Annotated in this window: 17 protein-coding genes; 5 read left to right on the forward strand and 12 right to left on the reverse strand. The window is 62.4% G+C overall.

Annotated elements, in window-relative coordinates; genetic code table 11:
- Positions 1-6: 6 nt before the first annotated feature.
- Genes JHW44_RS02555 through rimP form a run of 3 tightly spaced genes read right to left on the reverse strand, consistent with a single transcriptional unit; the run spans position 7 to position 2915 of the window.
- Positions 7-627 (reverse strand): RNA-binding protein, encoded by a 621-nt coding sequence (locus tag JHW44_RS02555; RefSeq protein ID WP_089343711.1) that lies wholly within the window; start codon positions 625-627, stop codon positions 7-9.
- Between the two features lie 20 nt (positions 628-647).
- The gene (gene nusA / locus JHW44_RS02560; RefSeq protein ID WP_089343710.1) at positions 648-2294 is read right to left on the reverse strand and encodes a transcription termination factor NusA; all 1647 of its coding nucleotides are present in this window, start codon (positions 2292-2294) and stop codon (positions 648-650) included.
- Between the two features lie 3 nt (positions 2295-2297).
- On the reverse strand, positions 2298-2915 hold the full coding sequence (gene rimP / locus JHW44_RS02565; RefSeq protein ID WP_089343709.1) for a ribosome maturation factor RimP: 618 nt from the start codon (positions 2913-2915) through the stop codon (positions 2298-2300).
- A gap of 202 nt (positions 2916-3117) precedes the next feature.
- Between rimP and JHW44_RS02570 the strand changes: the two genes are divergently transcribed.
- Positions 3118-4125 carry a hypothetical protein gene (locus JHW44_RS02570; protein WP_089343708.1) on the forward strand — a complete coding sequence of 336 codons (1008 nt, stop codon included), beginning with the start codon at positions 3118-3120 and terminating at the stop codon, positions 4123-4125.
- Here the strand turns inward: JHW44_RS02570 and pip are convergent.
- Positions 4122-5108, reverse strand: a complete 987-nt coding sequence (gene pip, locus JHW44_RS02575) for a prolyl aminopeptidase (protein WP_089343707.1) — start codon at positions 5106-5108, stop codon at positions 4122-4124. The two genes, JHW44_RS02570 and pip, sit on opposite strands and share 4 nt — an antisense overlap.
- Before the next feature lie 48 nt (positions 5109-5156).
- Here pip and ubiG point away from each other — a divergent pair, with 48 nt between their 5' ends.
- Positions 5157-5891, forward strand: coding sequence for a bifunctional 2-polyprenyl-6-hydroxyphenol methylase/3-demethylubiquinol 3-O-methyltransferase UbiG (ubiG, locus tag JHW44_RS02580; protein ID WP_089343706.1), 735 nt, complete (start codon positions 5157-5159; stop codon positions 5889-5891).
- On the opposite strand, the gene JHW44_RS02585 is transcribed toward ubiG, so the two are convergent.
- From JHW44_RS02585 to JHW44_RS02600, 4 genes are read right to left on the reverse strand one after another with little or no spacing between them, the layout of a single operon-like run.
- Complete coding sequence (locus JHW44_RS02585; protein ID WP_089343705.1) at positions 5888-6361, reverse strand: MarR family winged helix-turn-helix transcriptional regulator; 474 nt, start codon at positions 6359-6361, stop codon at positions 5888-5890. The two genes, ubiG and JHW44_RS02585, sit on opposite strands and share 4 nt — an antisense overlap.
- Positions 6358-7206: a carbon-nitrogen hydrolase family protein gene (locus JHW44_RS02590; protein ID WP_089343922.1), complete on the reverse strand. Its 849-nt coding sequence runs from the start codon at positions 7204-7206 to the stop codon at positions 6358-6360. The genes JHW44_RS02585 and JHW44_RS02590 overlap by 4 nt, the downstream gene beginning before the upstream one ends.
- A gap of 14 nt (positions 7207-7220) precedes the next feature.
- Entirely contained in the window at positions 7221-7496 is a 276-nt protein-coding gene (gene grxC / locus JHW44_RS02595; protein WP_089343704.1) for a glutaredoxin 3, read from the reverse strand.
- A 30-nt stretch (positions 7497-7526) separates the two neighbouring features.
- Complete coding sequence (locus JHW44_RS02600; RefSeq protein WP_179217664.1) at positions 7527-8297, reverse strand: ComF family protein; 771 nt, start codon at positions 8295-8297, stop codon at positions 7527-7529.
- On the opposite strand from JHW44_RS02600, the gene JHW44_RS02605 reads away from it, so the two are divergent.
- Complete coding sequence (locus tag JHW44_RS02605) at positions 8296-9129, forward strand: methyltransferase domain-containing protein (protein WP_089343703.1); 834 nt, start codon at positions 8296-8298, stop codon at positions 9127-9129. The two genes, JHW44_RS02600 and JHW44_RS02605, sit on opposite strands and share 2 nt — an antisense overlap.
- Positions 9130-9131: 2 nt before the next feature.
- On the forward strand, positions 9132-10160 hold the full coding sequence (gene hemH, locus JHW44_RS02610) for a ferrochelatase (protein ID WP_089343702.1): 1029 nt from the start codon (positions 9132-9134) through the stop codon (positions 10158-10160).
- A gap of 81 nt (positions 10161-10241) precedes the next feature.
- Here hemH and JHW44_RS02615 read toward each other — a convergent pair whose 3' ends face one another.
- Positions 10242-10898 (reverse strand): L,D-transpeptidase, encoded by a 657-nt coding sequence (locus tag JHW44_RS02615; RefSeq protein ID WP_372799824.1) that lies wholly within the window; start codon positions 10896-10898, stop codon positions 10242-10244.
- Positions 10899-10936: 38 nt separating this feature from the next.
- On the opposite strand from JHW44_RS02615, the gene dalA reads away from it, so the two are divergent.
- Positions 10937-11629, forward strand: coding sequence for a divisome-associated lipoprotein DalA (gene dalA, locus JHW44_RS02620; RefSeq protein ID WP_336385711.1), 693 nt, complete (start codon positions 10937-10939; stop codon positions 11627-11629).
- An 87-nt stretch (positions 11630-11716) separates the two neighbouring features.
- Here dalA and JHW44_RS02625 read toward each other — a convergent pair whose 3' ends face one another.
- The 3 genes from JHW44_RS02625 to JHW44_RS02635 form a co-directional block, all read right to left on the reverse strand.
- Positions 11717-12232, reverse strand: coding sequence for a L,D-transpeptidase family protein (locus JHW44_RS02625; RefSeq protein ID WP_089343700.1), 516 nt, complete (start codon positions 12230-12232; stop codon positions 11717-11719).
- 64 nt (positions 12233-12296) lie between these two features.
- On the reverse strand, positions 12297-13520 hold the full coding sequence (locus JHW44_RS02630; RefSeq protein WP_089343699.1) for a class I SAM-dependent RNA methyltransferase: 1224 nt from the start codon (positions 13518-13520) through the stop codon (positions 12297-12299).
- The gene (locus JHW44_RS02635; protein WP_419182514.1) at positions 13517-15346 is read right to left on the reverse strand and encodes an ABC transporter ATP-binding protein; all 1830 of its coding nucleotides are present in this window, start codon (positions 15344-15346) and stop codon (positions 13517-13519) included. Before JHW44_RS02635 ends, JHW44_RS02630 begins: the two co-directional genes overlap by 4 nt.
- Positions 15347-15352 lie beyond the last annotated feature (6 nt).

Consider the following 15352-nt stretch of genomic DNA (forward strand, 5'->3'; position numbering starts at 1 on the left):
GCGTCTTCATTCCTTCCCGATGGCCGTATTACCACCGTCATGCCCGCGCAGACCCGTCAGTCTGCCGGCTTCCAAGATCACCTTGTCCGTCAGGCCACTCGCCGCAAGCGCGCCGTGTATGACATGATCACGCCCGAAGGACAAACCCAATTCTGATGCGGTCAGGCAGCCGAACCAGCGTCCGCCCGTGGGCGTCCACAGTTTGCCCTTTCCGCGTTCCGAGCCGTCGCTGGCCTGAAACAGTACCTTTGCACGGCCTTCTGCCAGCCAGCCTTTGACTTTCTCGAAGCCGGCCACCGCCCGGCCCGATTTCCGGGTGAGCGAGATCAGTTCCACGACACGTCTGGCAACGCCTGCCTCGACAAGATCCACCAGATCGGCCGGGACCTTCACCTGTGTCTTCGCCGCGCGCGAGAAAAGCCCCTTCGCGCTGGCCTTTTCAAGGGCCGCACGATCGGCGGCCACCCAGATTCCGCGGCCCGGCAGCTTATGGGCCAGATCGGGCACGATTTCGCCATCGGGCCCGACAACAAAGCGGATCAGCCCAGCCTTGTGCTGGACCTCTCCGGTCGCGATGCAGCGCCTTTCGGGCTCATCATTGAACTTTCTGCGACCACCTCGGCTCAAGCCGGTCAGATCCGGGGCGGTCAGGCCCCGGCCTCCGTGTTGTCTTCGCCCATTTCGACGGCCTCGGCCGCATCACCCGCTTCGGTTTCCTCCTCGGCGGTCTCGAGTTCGGCGGGATCAACCCAACCCAACAGGATGCGCGCGGTCATCACCATGGTTTGTGCCTCTTCGAGACTGATATCGAACGGTTCAAGCAGGCCGTCGTCCTTGACGCGCTGTCCGTTGACGGTCGTCCAGCCACCGGCCAGTTCCCAGTCAGCGCAGGTCGCGAAATCTTCCAGCGTCTTGATGCCGTCCTTGGCCAGTGCCTCTACCATCTGGGGTGTGAGCCCCTCGAATTCAATAAGGCTGTCCTCGGCACCCAGGGCGCGGGCGTTGTCCAGAGCCGCCTTGTTGCGCGCCTCGAGAACGTCGCGGGCACGGGCCTGAAGCTCCTGGGCGGTGCCTTCATCCACGCCGTCGATCGAAAGCAGCTCGTCCTGTTCGATATAGGCAACCTCTTCCAGATTGGTAAAGCCTTCGGCGACCAGAAGCTGGGCGAAGAACTCGTCTAGGTCCAGCGCGTCCATGAACAGCGCGGTGCGGGCGTTGAATTCGGCCTGACGACGTTTGGATTCTTCTTCCTCGGTGAGGATGTCGATGTCCAGACCGGTCAACTGGCTGGCCAGGCGGACGTTCTGCCCACGGCGGCCGATGGCAAGACTCAGCTGTTCGTCGGGGACGACAACCTCGATCTTTCCGGCCTCTTCGTCGAAGACGACCTTGGCAACCTCGGCGGGCTGCAGCGCGTTCACCAAGAAGGTGGCGTGATCTTCATTCCACGGAATGATGTCGATCTTTTCGCCCTGCAGTTCGCCGACAACGGCCTGCACGCGGCTGCCGCGCATCCCGACGCAGGCACCGACAGGATCGATGCTGTTGTCATGAGAGATCACCGCAATCTTGGCGCGGCTGCCCGGATCGCGGGCCACGGCCTTGATCTCGATGATGCCGTCATAGATTTCCGGCACTTCCATCTTGAACAGTTCCGCCATGAACTGCGGATCGGTGCGCGACAGGAAGATCTGCGGCCCACGGGTCTCGCGGCGCACATCCTTGACATAGGCGCGGATGCGATCGTTGGGGCGATAGCTTTCGCGACCGATCTTTTCGTTGCGGCGCAGGATGGCCTCGCCACGGCCGACATCGACGATGATGTTGCCGTATTCCTCGCGCTTGACGATGCCATTGATGATCGTGCCGGCGCGATCCTTGAATTCTTCGTATTGACGGTCACGTTCGGCTTCGCGCACGCGCTGCAGGATGACCTGCTTGGCCGATTGCGCCGCGATGCGGCCCAGTTCGACCGGCGGCACCTCGTCCACGATCTCGTCGCCGACCTTGGGGTCGGCCAGATAGGGGCGCGCCTGTTCTACCGTCAGCTCGGCCTGATAGTTTTCGACCGCGTCATCCTCGACCACGGTGCGGATCCGGGTGAAGGTCGCATTCCCGGTCCGGCGGTCGATCTTGACCCGAATGTCCATTTCGGCGCCGTAGCGCGACTTGGCGGCACGGGCGAGGCTGTCTTCCATTGCTTCGATGACCAGTTCGGGGTCGATCATCTTCTCGCGTGCAACGGCTTCGGCCGTTTGCAGCAGTTCCAGCTGGTTGGCAGAGGTGATTGCCATCACTTACTCCTTGGCATCGGCGTCATCTGCGCCTTCGTTTTCTTCGGTTTCGATCGCGTCGAATGCGCTTTCGTCCAGATTGTCTATGGCGATGCCGGCCTCTTTCTTCTGGCGCAGCATTTCGCGAATCAGGTCCTCGGTCAGAACCAGCTTGGCATCAGAGAGCCAGTCGAAATTCAGACCGATGGTCTGCGTCTCGCCGCCCTCGTCAATATTGAGAAGGACTTCCTCGCCCTCGACGCCGGTCAGCACGCCTTTCCAGCGCTTGCGACCGTCGATGGCCTGGTTGGTTTCCAGTTTGACCTCGTACCCCTCAAAGGTCTCGAAATCCTTCAGCCGCGTCAGCGGGCGGTCGATTCCGGGGCTGCTGACCTCAAGATGATAAGCATCTTCAATGGGGTCTTCGACATCCAGGGTGGCGCTGACCGCGACAGAGATCTGGCCGCAATCATCGACATTGATGCCGCCTTCGGGCCGATCGGCCATGATTTGCAGCGTGGCTGTCTTGCCGCCCTGCAAGCGCACACGGACCAATTCGAACCCCAGGTCCTCGATCACGGGGGTGATAATCTCGGCCAGGCGCCGGTCAATGGCGGTCTTGGCGATCAGATCGTTTGACATGGGATCCTTCCGGATATGAAAAAGGGCCCTCAGCGGGGCCCATGCGTAAACCTTCGGTGGGCAGGGGGTGGAAGCCTGCTCCGCTGTTGATCTGCATATAGACCTGCATGGCGATAAATGCAAGCATGCTGCATGTCGCGCCGCCGAAACAGGCGATCGCGGCATTTCACAGCAAAGCCGAATGACAAAGTTCAGATAGTTGATGACCCGTATTGATGTTGCCATTCCGCCCGGCGCCGCGACCGGCTGGGCTCCGATTTTCCGACTGGGCCATCTGGCCGCAGATGTTTTCGGCGGAAAGATCGTTCATTACCCCACCGATTATCCCGGCAAGCTTCAGAAGGCCTGGGGCCTGCGCCCGCGCAGAAGCGGGGGCGAGGACGCCGGTCTGCTGGCCCTGCTGTTCGGTCCCTCGGATATTTCCAAGTTGCGCCAGAGCATGGCGTTCCGCCAGGGCTATCGCTTCGTGATCGGCTGGATCATCGATTCCTTCTGGGAAGACCGGAACGTGCGTGGAATCGATTTCAACGGCATCGACCTGCTGTGCATCATCCGTCGCGACGAAGAGGATTATTACCGCCGTCAGGTCGGAGACCGGGTTCTGTCGCTGAACTGGGGCAGCGATGTTCTGGGCCTGGGCAACGGGCAGGGGGATCGGCCGGTCGACCTGCTGCGTCTGGGTCGGCAGCCCGAAGACTGGGATGACGATGCCCGCAGCGCCGAAATGGCCGATAAATTCGGGCTGAGCTTTGCCGGTCGGCCGCCGCAACTGCCTGATCCGGTCGAGAATCAGCGTGGCATCATGCAGGCCTATGGCAGCGCGAAATATCTGGTCGCGCATTCGAATCTGACCTCGGTCGAGCCCAATACCCACAAGACCAAGGAATATATCACCGGGCGCTGGACCGATGCGCTGGCCGCGGGATGTTCGGTCGCCGGGGTGCAGCCGCGCAATGACAGCAGCTACCGCGATCTGCTCTGGCCGGGCGCGACGCTGGAATTCGACCGTGTGGATCTGCGCCACAACATGGCGGCGGTGGCCGAGGCCGTTGCTGCATGGTCACCCCGACAGGCCGAACTGAATTACCGCATGTCGCTGCAACGACTGGACTGGCGCCACAGTCTCAAGCGTATCGCCGACCGGATGTCCGTCTCTTCGCCGCGGCTTGAGGCCGAATTGCAGGAAATCGCGGATCGCAGCGCGACTTAACCGGCGCGCTGGTGGTCATTGTCGCGGATCATGTCCATCACCCGCACCAGTTCTGCGGCAATGCGGGGTTCCGACAAGGCATGGCCCGAGGCGGGCACGAAGTTCAGCTCGCATCGGGTCCATCCATCGGCAAGCTCATAGGCCGAGACCGGCGGGCAGACCATGTCATAGCGTCCTTGCACGATCACGGCGGGCAGATGTTCGATCCTGTGCCGGTCGCGCAACAGCTGGCTTTCCTCCAGGAAACAGCCGTTCGTGAAATAGTGATTCTCCAGCCGCGCAAAGGCACGGGCGTATTCGCTGGGGGCGCTGCTGCTGGGCGATGACTGAAGCCCGGCCAATGCGTTTTCCCACATCAACCAGGGCAGGGCAAAGCGCGCCTGCCGTCCGGTATCCTCGCTGAACAGCCGGCGGTGATAGGCGGCGATCAGATCATCGTGTTCCGATTCTGGAATCGGATCCAGAAACTGCGCCCAGAGATCGGGAAAGAACCGCCCTGCGCCGCCGCCATAGAACCAGTCCAGTTCGGACTGGCGCGCCAGGAATACGCCGCGCAACACCAGCCCCGAGGCATGCTCGGGGTGGGCCTGTGCATAGGCCAGCGCCAGTGTCGCCCCCCAACTGCCGCCAAACAGGATCCATTTGTCGATTTCCAGCTTCTGCCGGATCAGGCAGATGTCGGCGATCAGATGCTGCGTTGTATTGGCCTCGACCGAGGCCGCGGGGCGCGACCGGCCGCAGCCGCGCTGGTCGAACAGGATGACACGGTAATAGGCGGGGTCGAAAAACCGTCTCATATAGGGACTGCAACCTCCGCCCGGGCCGCCGTGCAGCACCAGAACGGGGCGGCCCTTGGGGTTGCCATATTGCTCGACGTAAAGGCGATGCCCATCACCGACATCAAGCAGGCGACTGTCAAAGGGATCGCCTGCCGGATGCAGACGTTGTTGCGATGTCGAGATTTGCCCTGCCATTCTATCCATTGGGCGATTATAGAACGAAGCCGAACCGGCCGCCAGAAGGACCGACGCATGACAAGCATAGACCCCGCAGAAATCGCGAAATTCGAAGCCATGGCTGCCGAATGGTGGGACCCGGCGGGCAAGTTCAAGCCGTTGCACATGATGAACCCGGTGCGGCTGGACTATATCATCACCCAGATCTGTGCCGAATTTGATCGTGATCGCAATGGGCTGCGCGCCTTGAAGGGCTTGCGGATACTGGATATCGGCTGCGGCGGGGGGCTGGTGTCCGAGCCCATGGCGCGGCTGGGGGCTGATGTGGTTGGCGCAGATGCTGCCGAGGGCAATATCGCCGTGGCGCAGGTTCATGCGGACCAGCAGGAGCTTGCCATCGACTATCGCGCCACCACTGCCGAGAGCCTGCGTGACGATGGCGAGACCTTCGACGTGGTTCTGGCGCTGGAAATCGTTGAACATGTCGCCGACCCTGCGGCCTTCATCGCGACCTGCCGTGATCTGGTGCGCCCCGGCGGGCTGGTAATTCTGTCGACGATCAACAGAACGGCCAAAAGCTTTGGTGCGGCGATCATTGGCGCGGAATGGATCATGCGCTGGTTGCCCAGGGGCACGCATGACTGGCAACGTTTCATCACGCCCGACGAACTGGCGCAGATGTCGTCCGGGGCGGGACTTGCCGTCGCCGATGCGCGGGGGATGGTTTTCAACCCGATTACCTTCGGATGGAAACTGTCTGACCGCGATCTGTCGGTGAATTACATCCTGACCGGACGGCGCGAGACCTAGTCAGCCTCGCCCTCCAGCCGGACGCGCAACTCGCGCAGCACCGGCAGCGCCCCGCGCACCCTGTCTGCGCCGATATCGCGCACGACCTCGGCGATCAGCGGCATGAAGGCCGCGATTGCCGTGTCCCGCGCGGCCCGACCCGCAGGGCTGATCGAGACGAACTTGCGCCGCGCGTCATCCCAATCGGGTCGAATATGAATGTGACCGGCCCATTCCAGCCGTGACAGCGTGTTGGTCATGGCTCCGCGTGTGACATGGAAGGCCTGTGCCAATTGGGCGGGCGTGCGCTCTTCATTGACATGGGCCAGAAGATTCAGCACCGAAAAATGCGAAATCTGCATCCCGCGCGGCAAGGCCTTGCTGATCAGGTTTCGTGACAGCTGATCGGCAATCAGGACTTCGGCAAACAGGCTCGCGGCGAGCCTGTCGGTCGAGGGCTGTTTGTCATTGCGGGTTGCAGGTTGTGTCATCGGGTCTTCGGGCCGGTGAAGGCGCGGTCATGTGTCAGGGACGGAATGCGAGACCGTGCCCTGTCAACTGCCCCAAGGTCAAGATGAACCATTGAAACTCCCGGTGAAATTCCCGCATCCAGCAGGACCTTCCCCCAGGGATCGACGACCAGGGAATGTCCGTGGCTCTGGCGCGGCTGGCGATTCGGGCTGTGCGGTGCGGCATGGGTGCCGCATTGGGCGGGTGCCAGGACGAAACAGCCGTTCTCGATCGCCCGCGCGCGCAGCAAGGGCTCCCAATGGGCCTGTCCGGTTGTCGGGCTGAAGGCCGATGGAACGGTCAGGATTTGCGCACCGGACTGGGCCAGAGTCCGATACAGATAGGGGAAGCGCAGATCATAGCAGATCGTCATGCCGACCGGCACATGCGCCACCCGCGCAAGAACCGCCCGATCACCGGGACGATAGGCGGCGCTTTCGCGATATTGCTCGGTATCGGAAATCGTGACGTCGAACATATGCAGCTTGTCATAGCTGGCAATGATGCCGCCGTCGGGTCCGATCAGGAAACTGCGGTTGACGAAGCGGTCTCCCCCGTCATCCGCCTTGAGCGCAAGCGAGCCGATCAGCAGCCAGATTCCGGCAGTGCGCGCCTCGACCCGCAGGGCGGCAAGAGTGGGGTCGCTGTCCTGAGTGTGCAGAACCTTCGCCTGCCATTTGCGGTCAGGGGACAGGATATTTGTCGCCTCGGGCGTCAGGACGAAGCGCGCGCCTTTGCCGGCTGCCTGACGGATCAGAGGGATCGTCTGACCCAGATTGGCCAGAGGATCATCCCCGACATTCAATTGCAGCAGACCGACGGTCAGCGCTTCGCCATCGGTCATGCAGCCTGATCCTGCAGCAGCGGATCCAGCTTGCCAGCACGTTCGAGCGCGAACAATTCGTCACAGCCGCCCACATGCGTCTCGCCGACAAAGATCTGCGGCACGGTGCGGCCACCATTGGCGCGCTGGGTCATCTCGGCACGCAGATGCGGTTGAGCACCGACATCCACCTCGTCAAAGGTGACGCCCTTTTCGCGCAGCAATGCCTTGGCGCGAATGCAGAAGGGGCAGGTTCGGGTGGTATAGATCTGAACGGGGTTCGATTGTGTCATGATGTCATCCGTGTTGGTATCGACCCCTATCTAGTCATCCTTGACCGCGCGTGCCAGAACCGCGACCGAAATCGGTCCGGAACCTGCATCCAGCAATGCCTTGGCACAGGCGGACAGCGTCGCGCCCGAGGCCATGACATCATCCACCAGCAGCACGGCCCGGCCCTGCAACAGCTCGCGCAGGCGTGGGTTTACCGCCACCGCATCCTGCAGGTTGGCAAAGCGGTCGCTGGCGCTGCGGCGATCTTGCGGGGGGGTGTGGCGCGTGCGGCGAAGCAGATTGGGAAGATGCTGCGCCCCATGCGAAATGGCCAGGCCACGTGAAATCAGCCCGGCCTGATTGTAACGGCGTTTCAGCAGGCGGCGCATATGCAGCGGGACGGGCGCGACGATCATGCCCTTTCGGATCAGGGGGCGGGAGACCTGTGCCAGCCAGTTGGCCAGCGGCGGGCCCAGGTCGGGGCGGTCGCCATGCTTCAGCGCAAGCACCAGCTTGCGACCTGTTCCCTTGTAAACGAAGGCCGCGCGGCCCTGTCGCCATGGGCGGTCCACGCGCAGACAGTCGTCACAAAGCAGTGATTCATCGCGCAGCCCCGTGCCATCATCTGGCAGTGGCGCACCACAGCGCCCGCAAAAGCATCCGGTGATGAAGTGCATGTCGCGCCAGCATTGCGGGCATAAATCGCCGCCATTGCTGCTGGCCGTTGCGACCGGATCGCCACAACCAGGGCATTGCGGCGGATAAAGCAGGTTCAGCGCGCCTTTCAACGCCCCGCGAAGCACCTTATGTTCCACGCCCATGAGCAGTTCCTCCGACGACAACCGCCCCGCCCTGACCGACCGTTCCGCGCTGTTGCGACAGCGCCGCCGCGCCCTGCGTGATGGATGGGCGGACATCCTGCACCAGATGGCGGCGGATGAGGTCGAGGATAGACTCTCCGAGATTAACAGGACGTTTACGGATATTGCCGTTGTCACCGGCTTCCCCGATTTCTGGGCAAAGCGTTTCCCGGGCGCGCGAATCCTGTCTGACGATTCGATCCTGACCCTGGAGCCGCAGACCTGTGATCTGATCATACATGCGATGGCCCTGCATTGGGCCGATGATCCCGTGGGGCAGATCGTTCAGTGCCGTCATGCGCTGCGCGAAGACGGTTTGTTTCTGGCGGCCTGTTTCGGCGGTCAGACCCTGCATGAATTGCGCGCGGCGCTGGCACAGGCGGAGGCGGCAGTGACGGGCGGCCTGTCTCCGCGCGTGCTGCCCATGGGGGAAATACGCGACATGGGCGGGCTGCTGCATCGCGCCGGGCTGGCCCTGCCGGTGGCGGATCTGCTGTCTCAACGGGCCAGCTATCGCAGCCTGATCCATCTGGCCCATGATCTGCGAGCCATGGGCGAGACGAACGCCATGCAGTCACGGATTCGCCATGCAACCCGACGCGAGATCTTCATGCGCGCCGCGGCCTATATGGCCGAGCATTTCCCGGACCGCGACGATCCGTCCCGTATCGCGGCGACCTTTGATCTGGTCTTTCTGACCGGCTGGGCCCCGTCCGAGACGCAACCAAAACCGCTGCGTCCGGGTTCTGCCAGAATAAGTCTTGCCGACGCGCTGAACGAAATCAGGAAATAATCATGAAGCCAGCCTTTGCGCCCGCCGACCATCCCGCGATCACTCCGGCCAGGACCGGCATCCTGATCGCCAATCTTGGCACGCCCGATGGCTATGATTACTGGTCGATGCGGCGTTACCTGAACGAGTTCCTGTCAGACCGCCGGGTGATCGACCTGCCGCGCTGGAAATGGCAGCCGCTGTTGCAGGGGATCATCCTGACCAAGCGGCCCTTCAGTTCGGGTGCGAATTACAAGCTGATCTGGAACGAGGAAAAGGGCGAAAGCCCGTTGATGACCATCACCCGCGACCAGACCGAGGCCCTGAGACAGCGCGCCCATGAGGAATGGGGCGATCAGGTCATGGTCGAATTCTGCATGCGCTACGGCAATCCTTCAACCAATGAGGTGCTGGAGCGCATGGTTCAGGCCGGATGCCGGCGCATCGTCTTCCTGCCGCTCTATCCGCAATATGCGGGCGCGACCTCGGCCACGGCGAACGACCAGCTGTTCCGGGCCCTGATGGAACAGACCTGGCAGCCTTCGGTCAGGACCTGCGATCCCTATTTCGACCGCCCCGACTATATCGCGGCCCTGGCGGATTCGGTGCGTCGCACGCTTGGGGATCGCAAGCCCGGCAAGCTGGTGGCCTCTTATCACGGCATGCCCAAGCGCTATCTGACGCAGGGTGATCCCTATCATTGCCAATGCCAGAAGACCTCGCGCCTGCTGAAAGAGGCTTTGGGCTGGGAGGACGGCATCATCGACACCTCGTTCCAGTCTGTTTTTGGCCGTGAGGAATGGCTGCGCCCCTATACGGTCCAGCATGTGGCCGAACTGGCGCGACAGGGACATACCGATATCGCGGTGATTTCCCCGGCCTTCGCCTCGGATTGCATCGAAACGCTGGAAGAGATCAACGGCGAAATCCGCGAGAGCTTTGAAGAGGCTGGCGGCAAGGAGTTCACCTATATTCCCTGCCTCAATGACGATCCCGCCCATATCGACGTCATGATGAATGTCATCCGCGAGAATATCGGCGGCTGGGTCTGACAGAGGGCACCGCAAGACAGGGCGCAGAAACGGAAACAGCCGCCCGTGGGCGGCTGCTTTCGGTTGTTGCTCTGGCCGGGCCTAGATCAACAGCACCTGCGTGCCGATCTTGGTCAGTCCGAAGAGTTCCTTGATGTGTTCGTTATACAGGCCGATGCAGCCATTGGACGATTTGCGCCCGATCTTGCGCGTGTCATGCGTGCCGTGGATCCGGTAATATTGCCAGCTCAGCCACAGTGCATGGGTGCCAAGCGGATTGTCCGGGCCGGGGCCGACGAAATCGGGCCAGTCGGGATTGCGCTTCTTCATGTCGGGCGTGGGTGCCCAACTGGGGCCTTCGACCTTCTTGATGATCTCGGTCCGGCCGGTTCGGGTCAGATCTTCGCTGACGGGAATGGATGAGGGATACACACGGTAGACGGTTTCATCCTCGGACCAGAAATGCACCGCGCGCGAGGTCAGGTCGCACAGGATCGCACCATTGGTCAGATTGTCGAAATAGGGGCGCCAGTCCTGCGCCCGGAAGCTGGAGATATTGTGGCGCTGGCTGGCCTGGGTGTCATATTGGACCGCACCGGCATCAGGGGTCGCACCCCCGGTTGCCCCGATGATCGGCTGGCCGGTGTAGGGGTCGATCTGCTGTGCGAAAGCCGGCAGCGCCACCGAAGCGGCCCCCAGCGCAGCGGCCGAACCCAGAAAGGCACGGCGATTGAAAGCAGGCGTTTTGCTCATAGACATTCGTCCCTTGTTCGCGTGACCGTTCTTGACGGACGGTCTTGGCTGCCCCGCCTCATGCGGATCGTGCGGATTATATCTGCGGCGACGTGGTGCATCAAATCAAACCGATGTCAGCGGCAGATTGCGGCGCGCCATCCGACGATCACGGATTCGTGCGTTTGAAGGAGGGCGCCGGATTCGATATTGCTGCTGCTATTACAGTCGAGGGATGCCTTATAATGATGAATTTCAAGGTGCTGGCCATGCTGTCGCTGATTGCGCTGGCCGCCTGTCAGCCCCGGACGGCGCCGCAACTGGGCCCGGATGGTCAGCCGCTGCCGGTCGCCTATCGGATCGACCAGGAAGAGGCCGAGGCGATCCCGACGCGCGTGTTGCAGCAAATCAACATGTTGCGTGGCAATATCGGTCAGACGCCATTGACGCTGAACCCGCAGCTCAGCGCCGCCGCGCTGGCGCATTCAAGGGACATGGCCGCGCAAAACCGTGCATGGCACTGGGGATCGGATGGTTCGTCGCCATTGGATCGGGTTCGTCGGCAGGGCTATACCGGCCACTTGATTGGCGAGAATATTTCGGAAACCTATGAAAACGACATCCAGACGCTGAACGCCTGGATGTCGACGCGGGATACACGCGATGTGATCATGGATCCGCAGGCGACCGCCCTGGGCTTTGCCTGGTATCAGGAGCCATCGGGCAAGCTGTGGTGGACTTTGCTTACCGGAAGCTGAGGTCGCTCTGCTTCGCGCTTTTTCAATATGGTGAAGCCCCGGCAGATGCCGGGGCTTTGTCTTGTGTGTCAGTCTGAAAAGTGCAGTTCAGGGATTGATGACGATGGGAACTCCGCCACGGACCATGGCGTAGATTTCCTCGATCTCTTCATCCTTGACGGCGATGCAACCCGCAGTCCAGTCCTGCTTTTTCGGGGCCAGCGCGTTGCCCAGGGGGCCGCGGCCATGGATGAAGATGTCGCCACCGGGGGACAGGCCAAGTTTCTCGGCATATTCCTTGTCCTGTTCGTTCGGATAGGACACGCCGACAGACAGGTGATACTCGCTGCGCGGGTTGAAGCGGTCGATGAAATAGATGCCCTCGGGCGTCTTGCCGTCGCCTTCGAAATGCTTGTGACCGATCGGCTCGTTGCCAAGGCTGATATCATAGGACTTCAGCACGGTCGTATCGTGCAACAGATACATCCGGCGCGCGCCCTTGTTCACGACGATCTGCGTGACGGGGGGGCCATTGTAGGTCTTGAACCGGGATTTCGGAGAGCCGCATGCGGCCAGAGCGGCCAATAGTGACAGGGTTACGGTCCGGCGCGTCGCTCGATACATCACTGCCTCAAAATTCTGAAATTTTTTTATATGGATTCTGATTACCACGAAACGCCGGGTCGGGCTAGTTTCGCAGGAACTCGGTCACGGTTTCGACATGGGGGGACCAGCGGAACTGATCGACGATCCAAAGCCGGTTCAGCCGGTAGCCGCCATCGGCCAGGATACGCGCATCTCTGGCAAAACTGACCGGATCACAGGCAACAAAGGCGATATGTTCCACTGACGATTGGGCAATCTGGCGGCATTGTGCCTCGGCCCCGCTGCGGGGCGGGTCGATCACGATTGCGTCAAAGCGCGCCAGTTCGTCGGGCAAGAGCGGATTGCGGGCCAGATCGCGAATCTCGGTGGTGATGCGGCGCAACCCGGTGCTGCCGCGCCATGCACGATCCAGCGCCTCGAGTGGCGCAGCCAGCCCCTCGACGGCATGGATGTCCGCCCCGGCGGCCAGCGGCAGGGTAAACGTGCCACAGCCCGAAAACAGATCGGCAATGCGCTTGGCAGGGGCGGTGATCTTGGCGACGGCCTGCTGCAGTGCAGCCTCGCCATCAATCGTGGCCTGAAGGAAGGCCCCGGCCGGATAGGGCACACGCGCCGCGCCCATCTGCAGATAGGGAGTGCGCCGGGTGACCGGTTGCCCGTCCCAGTCCAGCCGAGCAAGGTCGCCGCGCTCTGCCAGTGCCGCAAGATCCTGAAACAGCATGCTGTCCATGGTCTTGCCGCCCCTGACCGCGACATCCAGTCCGGCGGGGCCGGCTATCACCGTCAGGGACAGTTCGGCCGAACGCGAGGCCCCGATCCGGACGATCTCGCGCAGCAGGGGCAGGGCTGTCTGGATGCGCGGGTCCAGAACATGGCAATCCGTCAGATCGACGATGACGTTCGAGGCCTTCATGTGAAAGCCGATCTGCGCGCCCTTCTTGGTGCGTCGCCCCGACAGGACCGCGCGTCTGCGCGAGCGGGGCGGAGAGACATGCGTGGCGCAGATCGACGCAGACAACCCCTGAGCGGCCAGCGCGGTGGTGACGACCTGTTCCTTCCATGCAGTGACGAAGCCATCCGCGCCATGCATCAGTGAACAGCCCCCGCAGGACCGATAGTGTCGGCAGGCCGGTCTGACCCTTTCCGGCGAAGGGGTCAGGATACGCGCTGCGGCAATCACGCCATCGCTGGCCGTGCCCTCGATCTCTTCTCCCGGCAGCGTCAGCGGTGCCAATGCCTTGCCGGCATCCCCCAGGGCAACCCCGTCACCGCGCCGACCCAGTCTTTCGATCTGCCAAAGGCTCACTCGGCGGCCTCTTCCGTTCCCAGGAAGCCGCCGGACTGGCGGTTCCAATAGCGTGCATAAAGGCCGTTGCGGGCCAGCAATTCGTCATGGGTTCCCTGCTCGACGATCCGACCGGCGTCAATGACAATGATGCGGTCCAGTTCGGCAATGGTGGACAGGCGGTGCGCGATGGCCAGCACGGTCTTGCCCTCCATCGCGCGGGTCAGGGCCTCCTGGACCTGGGCCTCGACCTCGCTGTCCAGGGCGCTGGTGGCTTCGTCCAGAACCAGAATGGGTGCGTCCTTCAGGAAGGCACGGGCCAGGGCAATGCGCTGGCGCTGGCCGCCGGACAGCTTGACTCCGCGTTCGCCCAGATGGGCATCATAACCCTTGCGTCCGGCGTGATCCTGCAGGTCGGGGATGAAATCCTGCGCTTCGGCAGCCGTGGCGGCGGCGATGATGTCTTCCTGAGTGGCATCGGGTTTCCCGTAAAGGATATTGTCGCGTGCCGAGCGGTTGAACATCGCCGTTTCCTGCGTGACCATCGCGATCTGGCGGCGCAGGCTTTCCTGGGTGACATCGCGCAGATCATGACCGTCAATTCGGATCGCGCCCTTCTCGACATCATAGAGGCGCAGCAGCAGCCCCACCAATGTCGATTTCCCGGCACCCGAAGCACCGACGATGCCGACCTTTTCGCCCGCGGAGATCGTCAGTGTCAGGTCTTCGATACCGCCTTGCTTGCGGCCATAGGCAAAGGTGACGTGATCGAATTCGATCTGCCCGGCAACGCGCTCCAGCACGATTGCGTCGGGGGAATCGGTTAGCGCATGGGGTGGGGACAGGGTCTTCATCCCGTCCTCGACCTCGCCAATGCTTCCCCAGATCCCCATCAGGGCCATGCTGACCCATCCCGTCATCTGCGACAGCCGCATCGAAATCGCCCCCGAGGCGGCGATATCTCCCGGCGTCGCCATGCCGTTGCGCCACAGCAGGATGGCACCGCCGACAAGGACGACTGGCAGGATGCCAGCCACCACCATCAGCGACATGCGAAACCAGGTCGAGACGATCCCGAAATCCAGGGCGCGTTCGCGGAATCCGGCCATGGCACCCAGGGCTGCCCGGTCTTCATGCTTGTCATGGGCGAACAGCTTGACGGTCTTGATATTGGTGATCGTGTCGACGACCTGACCGGTGACCATGGCGCGCGCCGAGGCGCGTTCGCCTGCCTTGGAGCGGATGCGCGGCAGAAAGAACCGGATCAGCGCGAAATAGCTGCACAGCCAGACCAGCAGCGCCACCGCCCCCCAGCCATCCACGGTCAGCAGCAAGGCGGCCGAACCGATCACCGAGGCCAGGGCAAAGGCCACGACATTCACAAACTCGGAGGCGACATCGGTGACCGCGCGGGCCGTCTGCATCTGTTTCTGGGCCAGCCGCCCGGCGAAATCATTGTCGAAGAAGGTGATCGCATGACCCATCGTCCAGCGGTGCAGCCGCGACAGCACCAGCGGCAGGATATTGGGGCCGATGATCACATTCGAACTGGCGGTCGAAAGGCCAAAGATCGCCGGGCGCAGGATCAGGAAGAACCCCGCGAAGGTGGCGATCAGCAACCCGTTCTGTGCCCAGAATCCGTCAGCCGATCCAAGGGCGACCGCGTCGACGACCTTGCCCAGCAGCAGCGCCGAGATCACATCCGCCATGCCGCCCAGTGCCGACGCCATGGCGGCAAAGCCCAGGCCGGGCCCGGCCCCCGTCAGGCACCAGCGGAAAAAGGCCAGAAGGCTGGAAGGTGGCGGTCCCTCGGCGGGGCGAAAGGCGTCGACCATGCGGCCGAACATGTGGTG

The sequence above is a fragment of the Paracoccus seriniphilus genome (assembly GCF_028553745.1).
Taxonomy (GTDB): Bacteria; Pseudomonadota; Alphaproteobacteria; order Rhodobacterales; family Rhodobacteraceae; genus Paracoccus; species Paracoccus seriniphilus.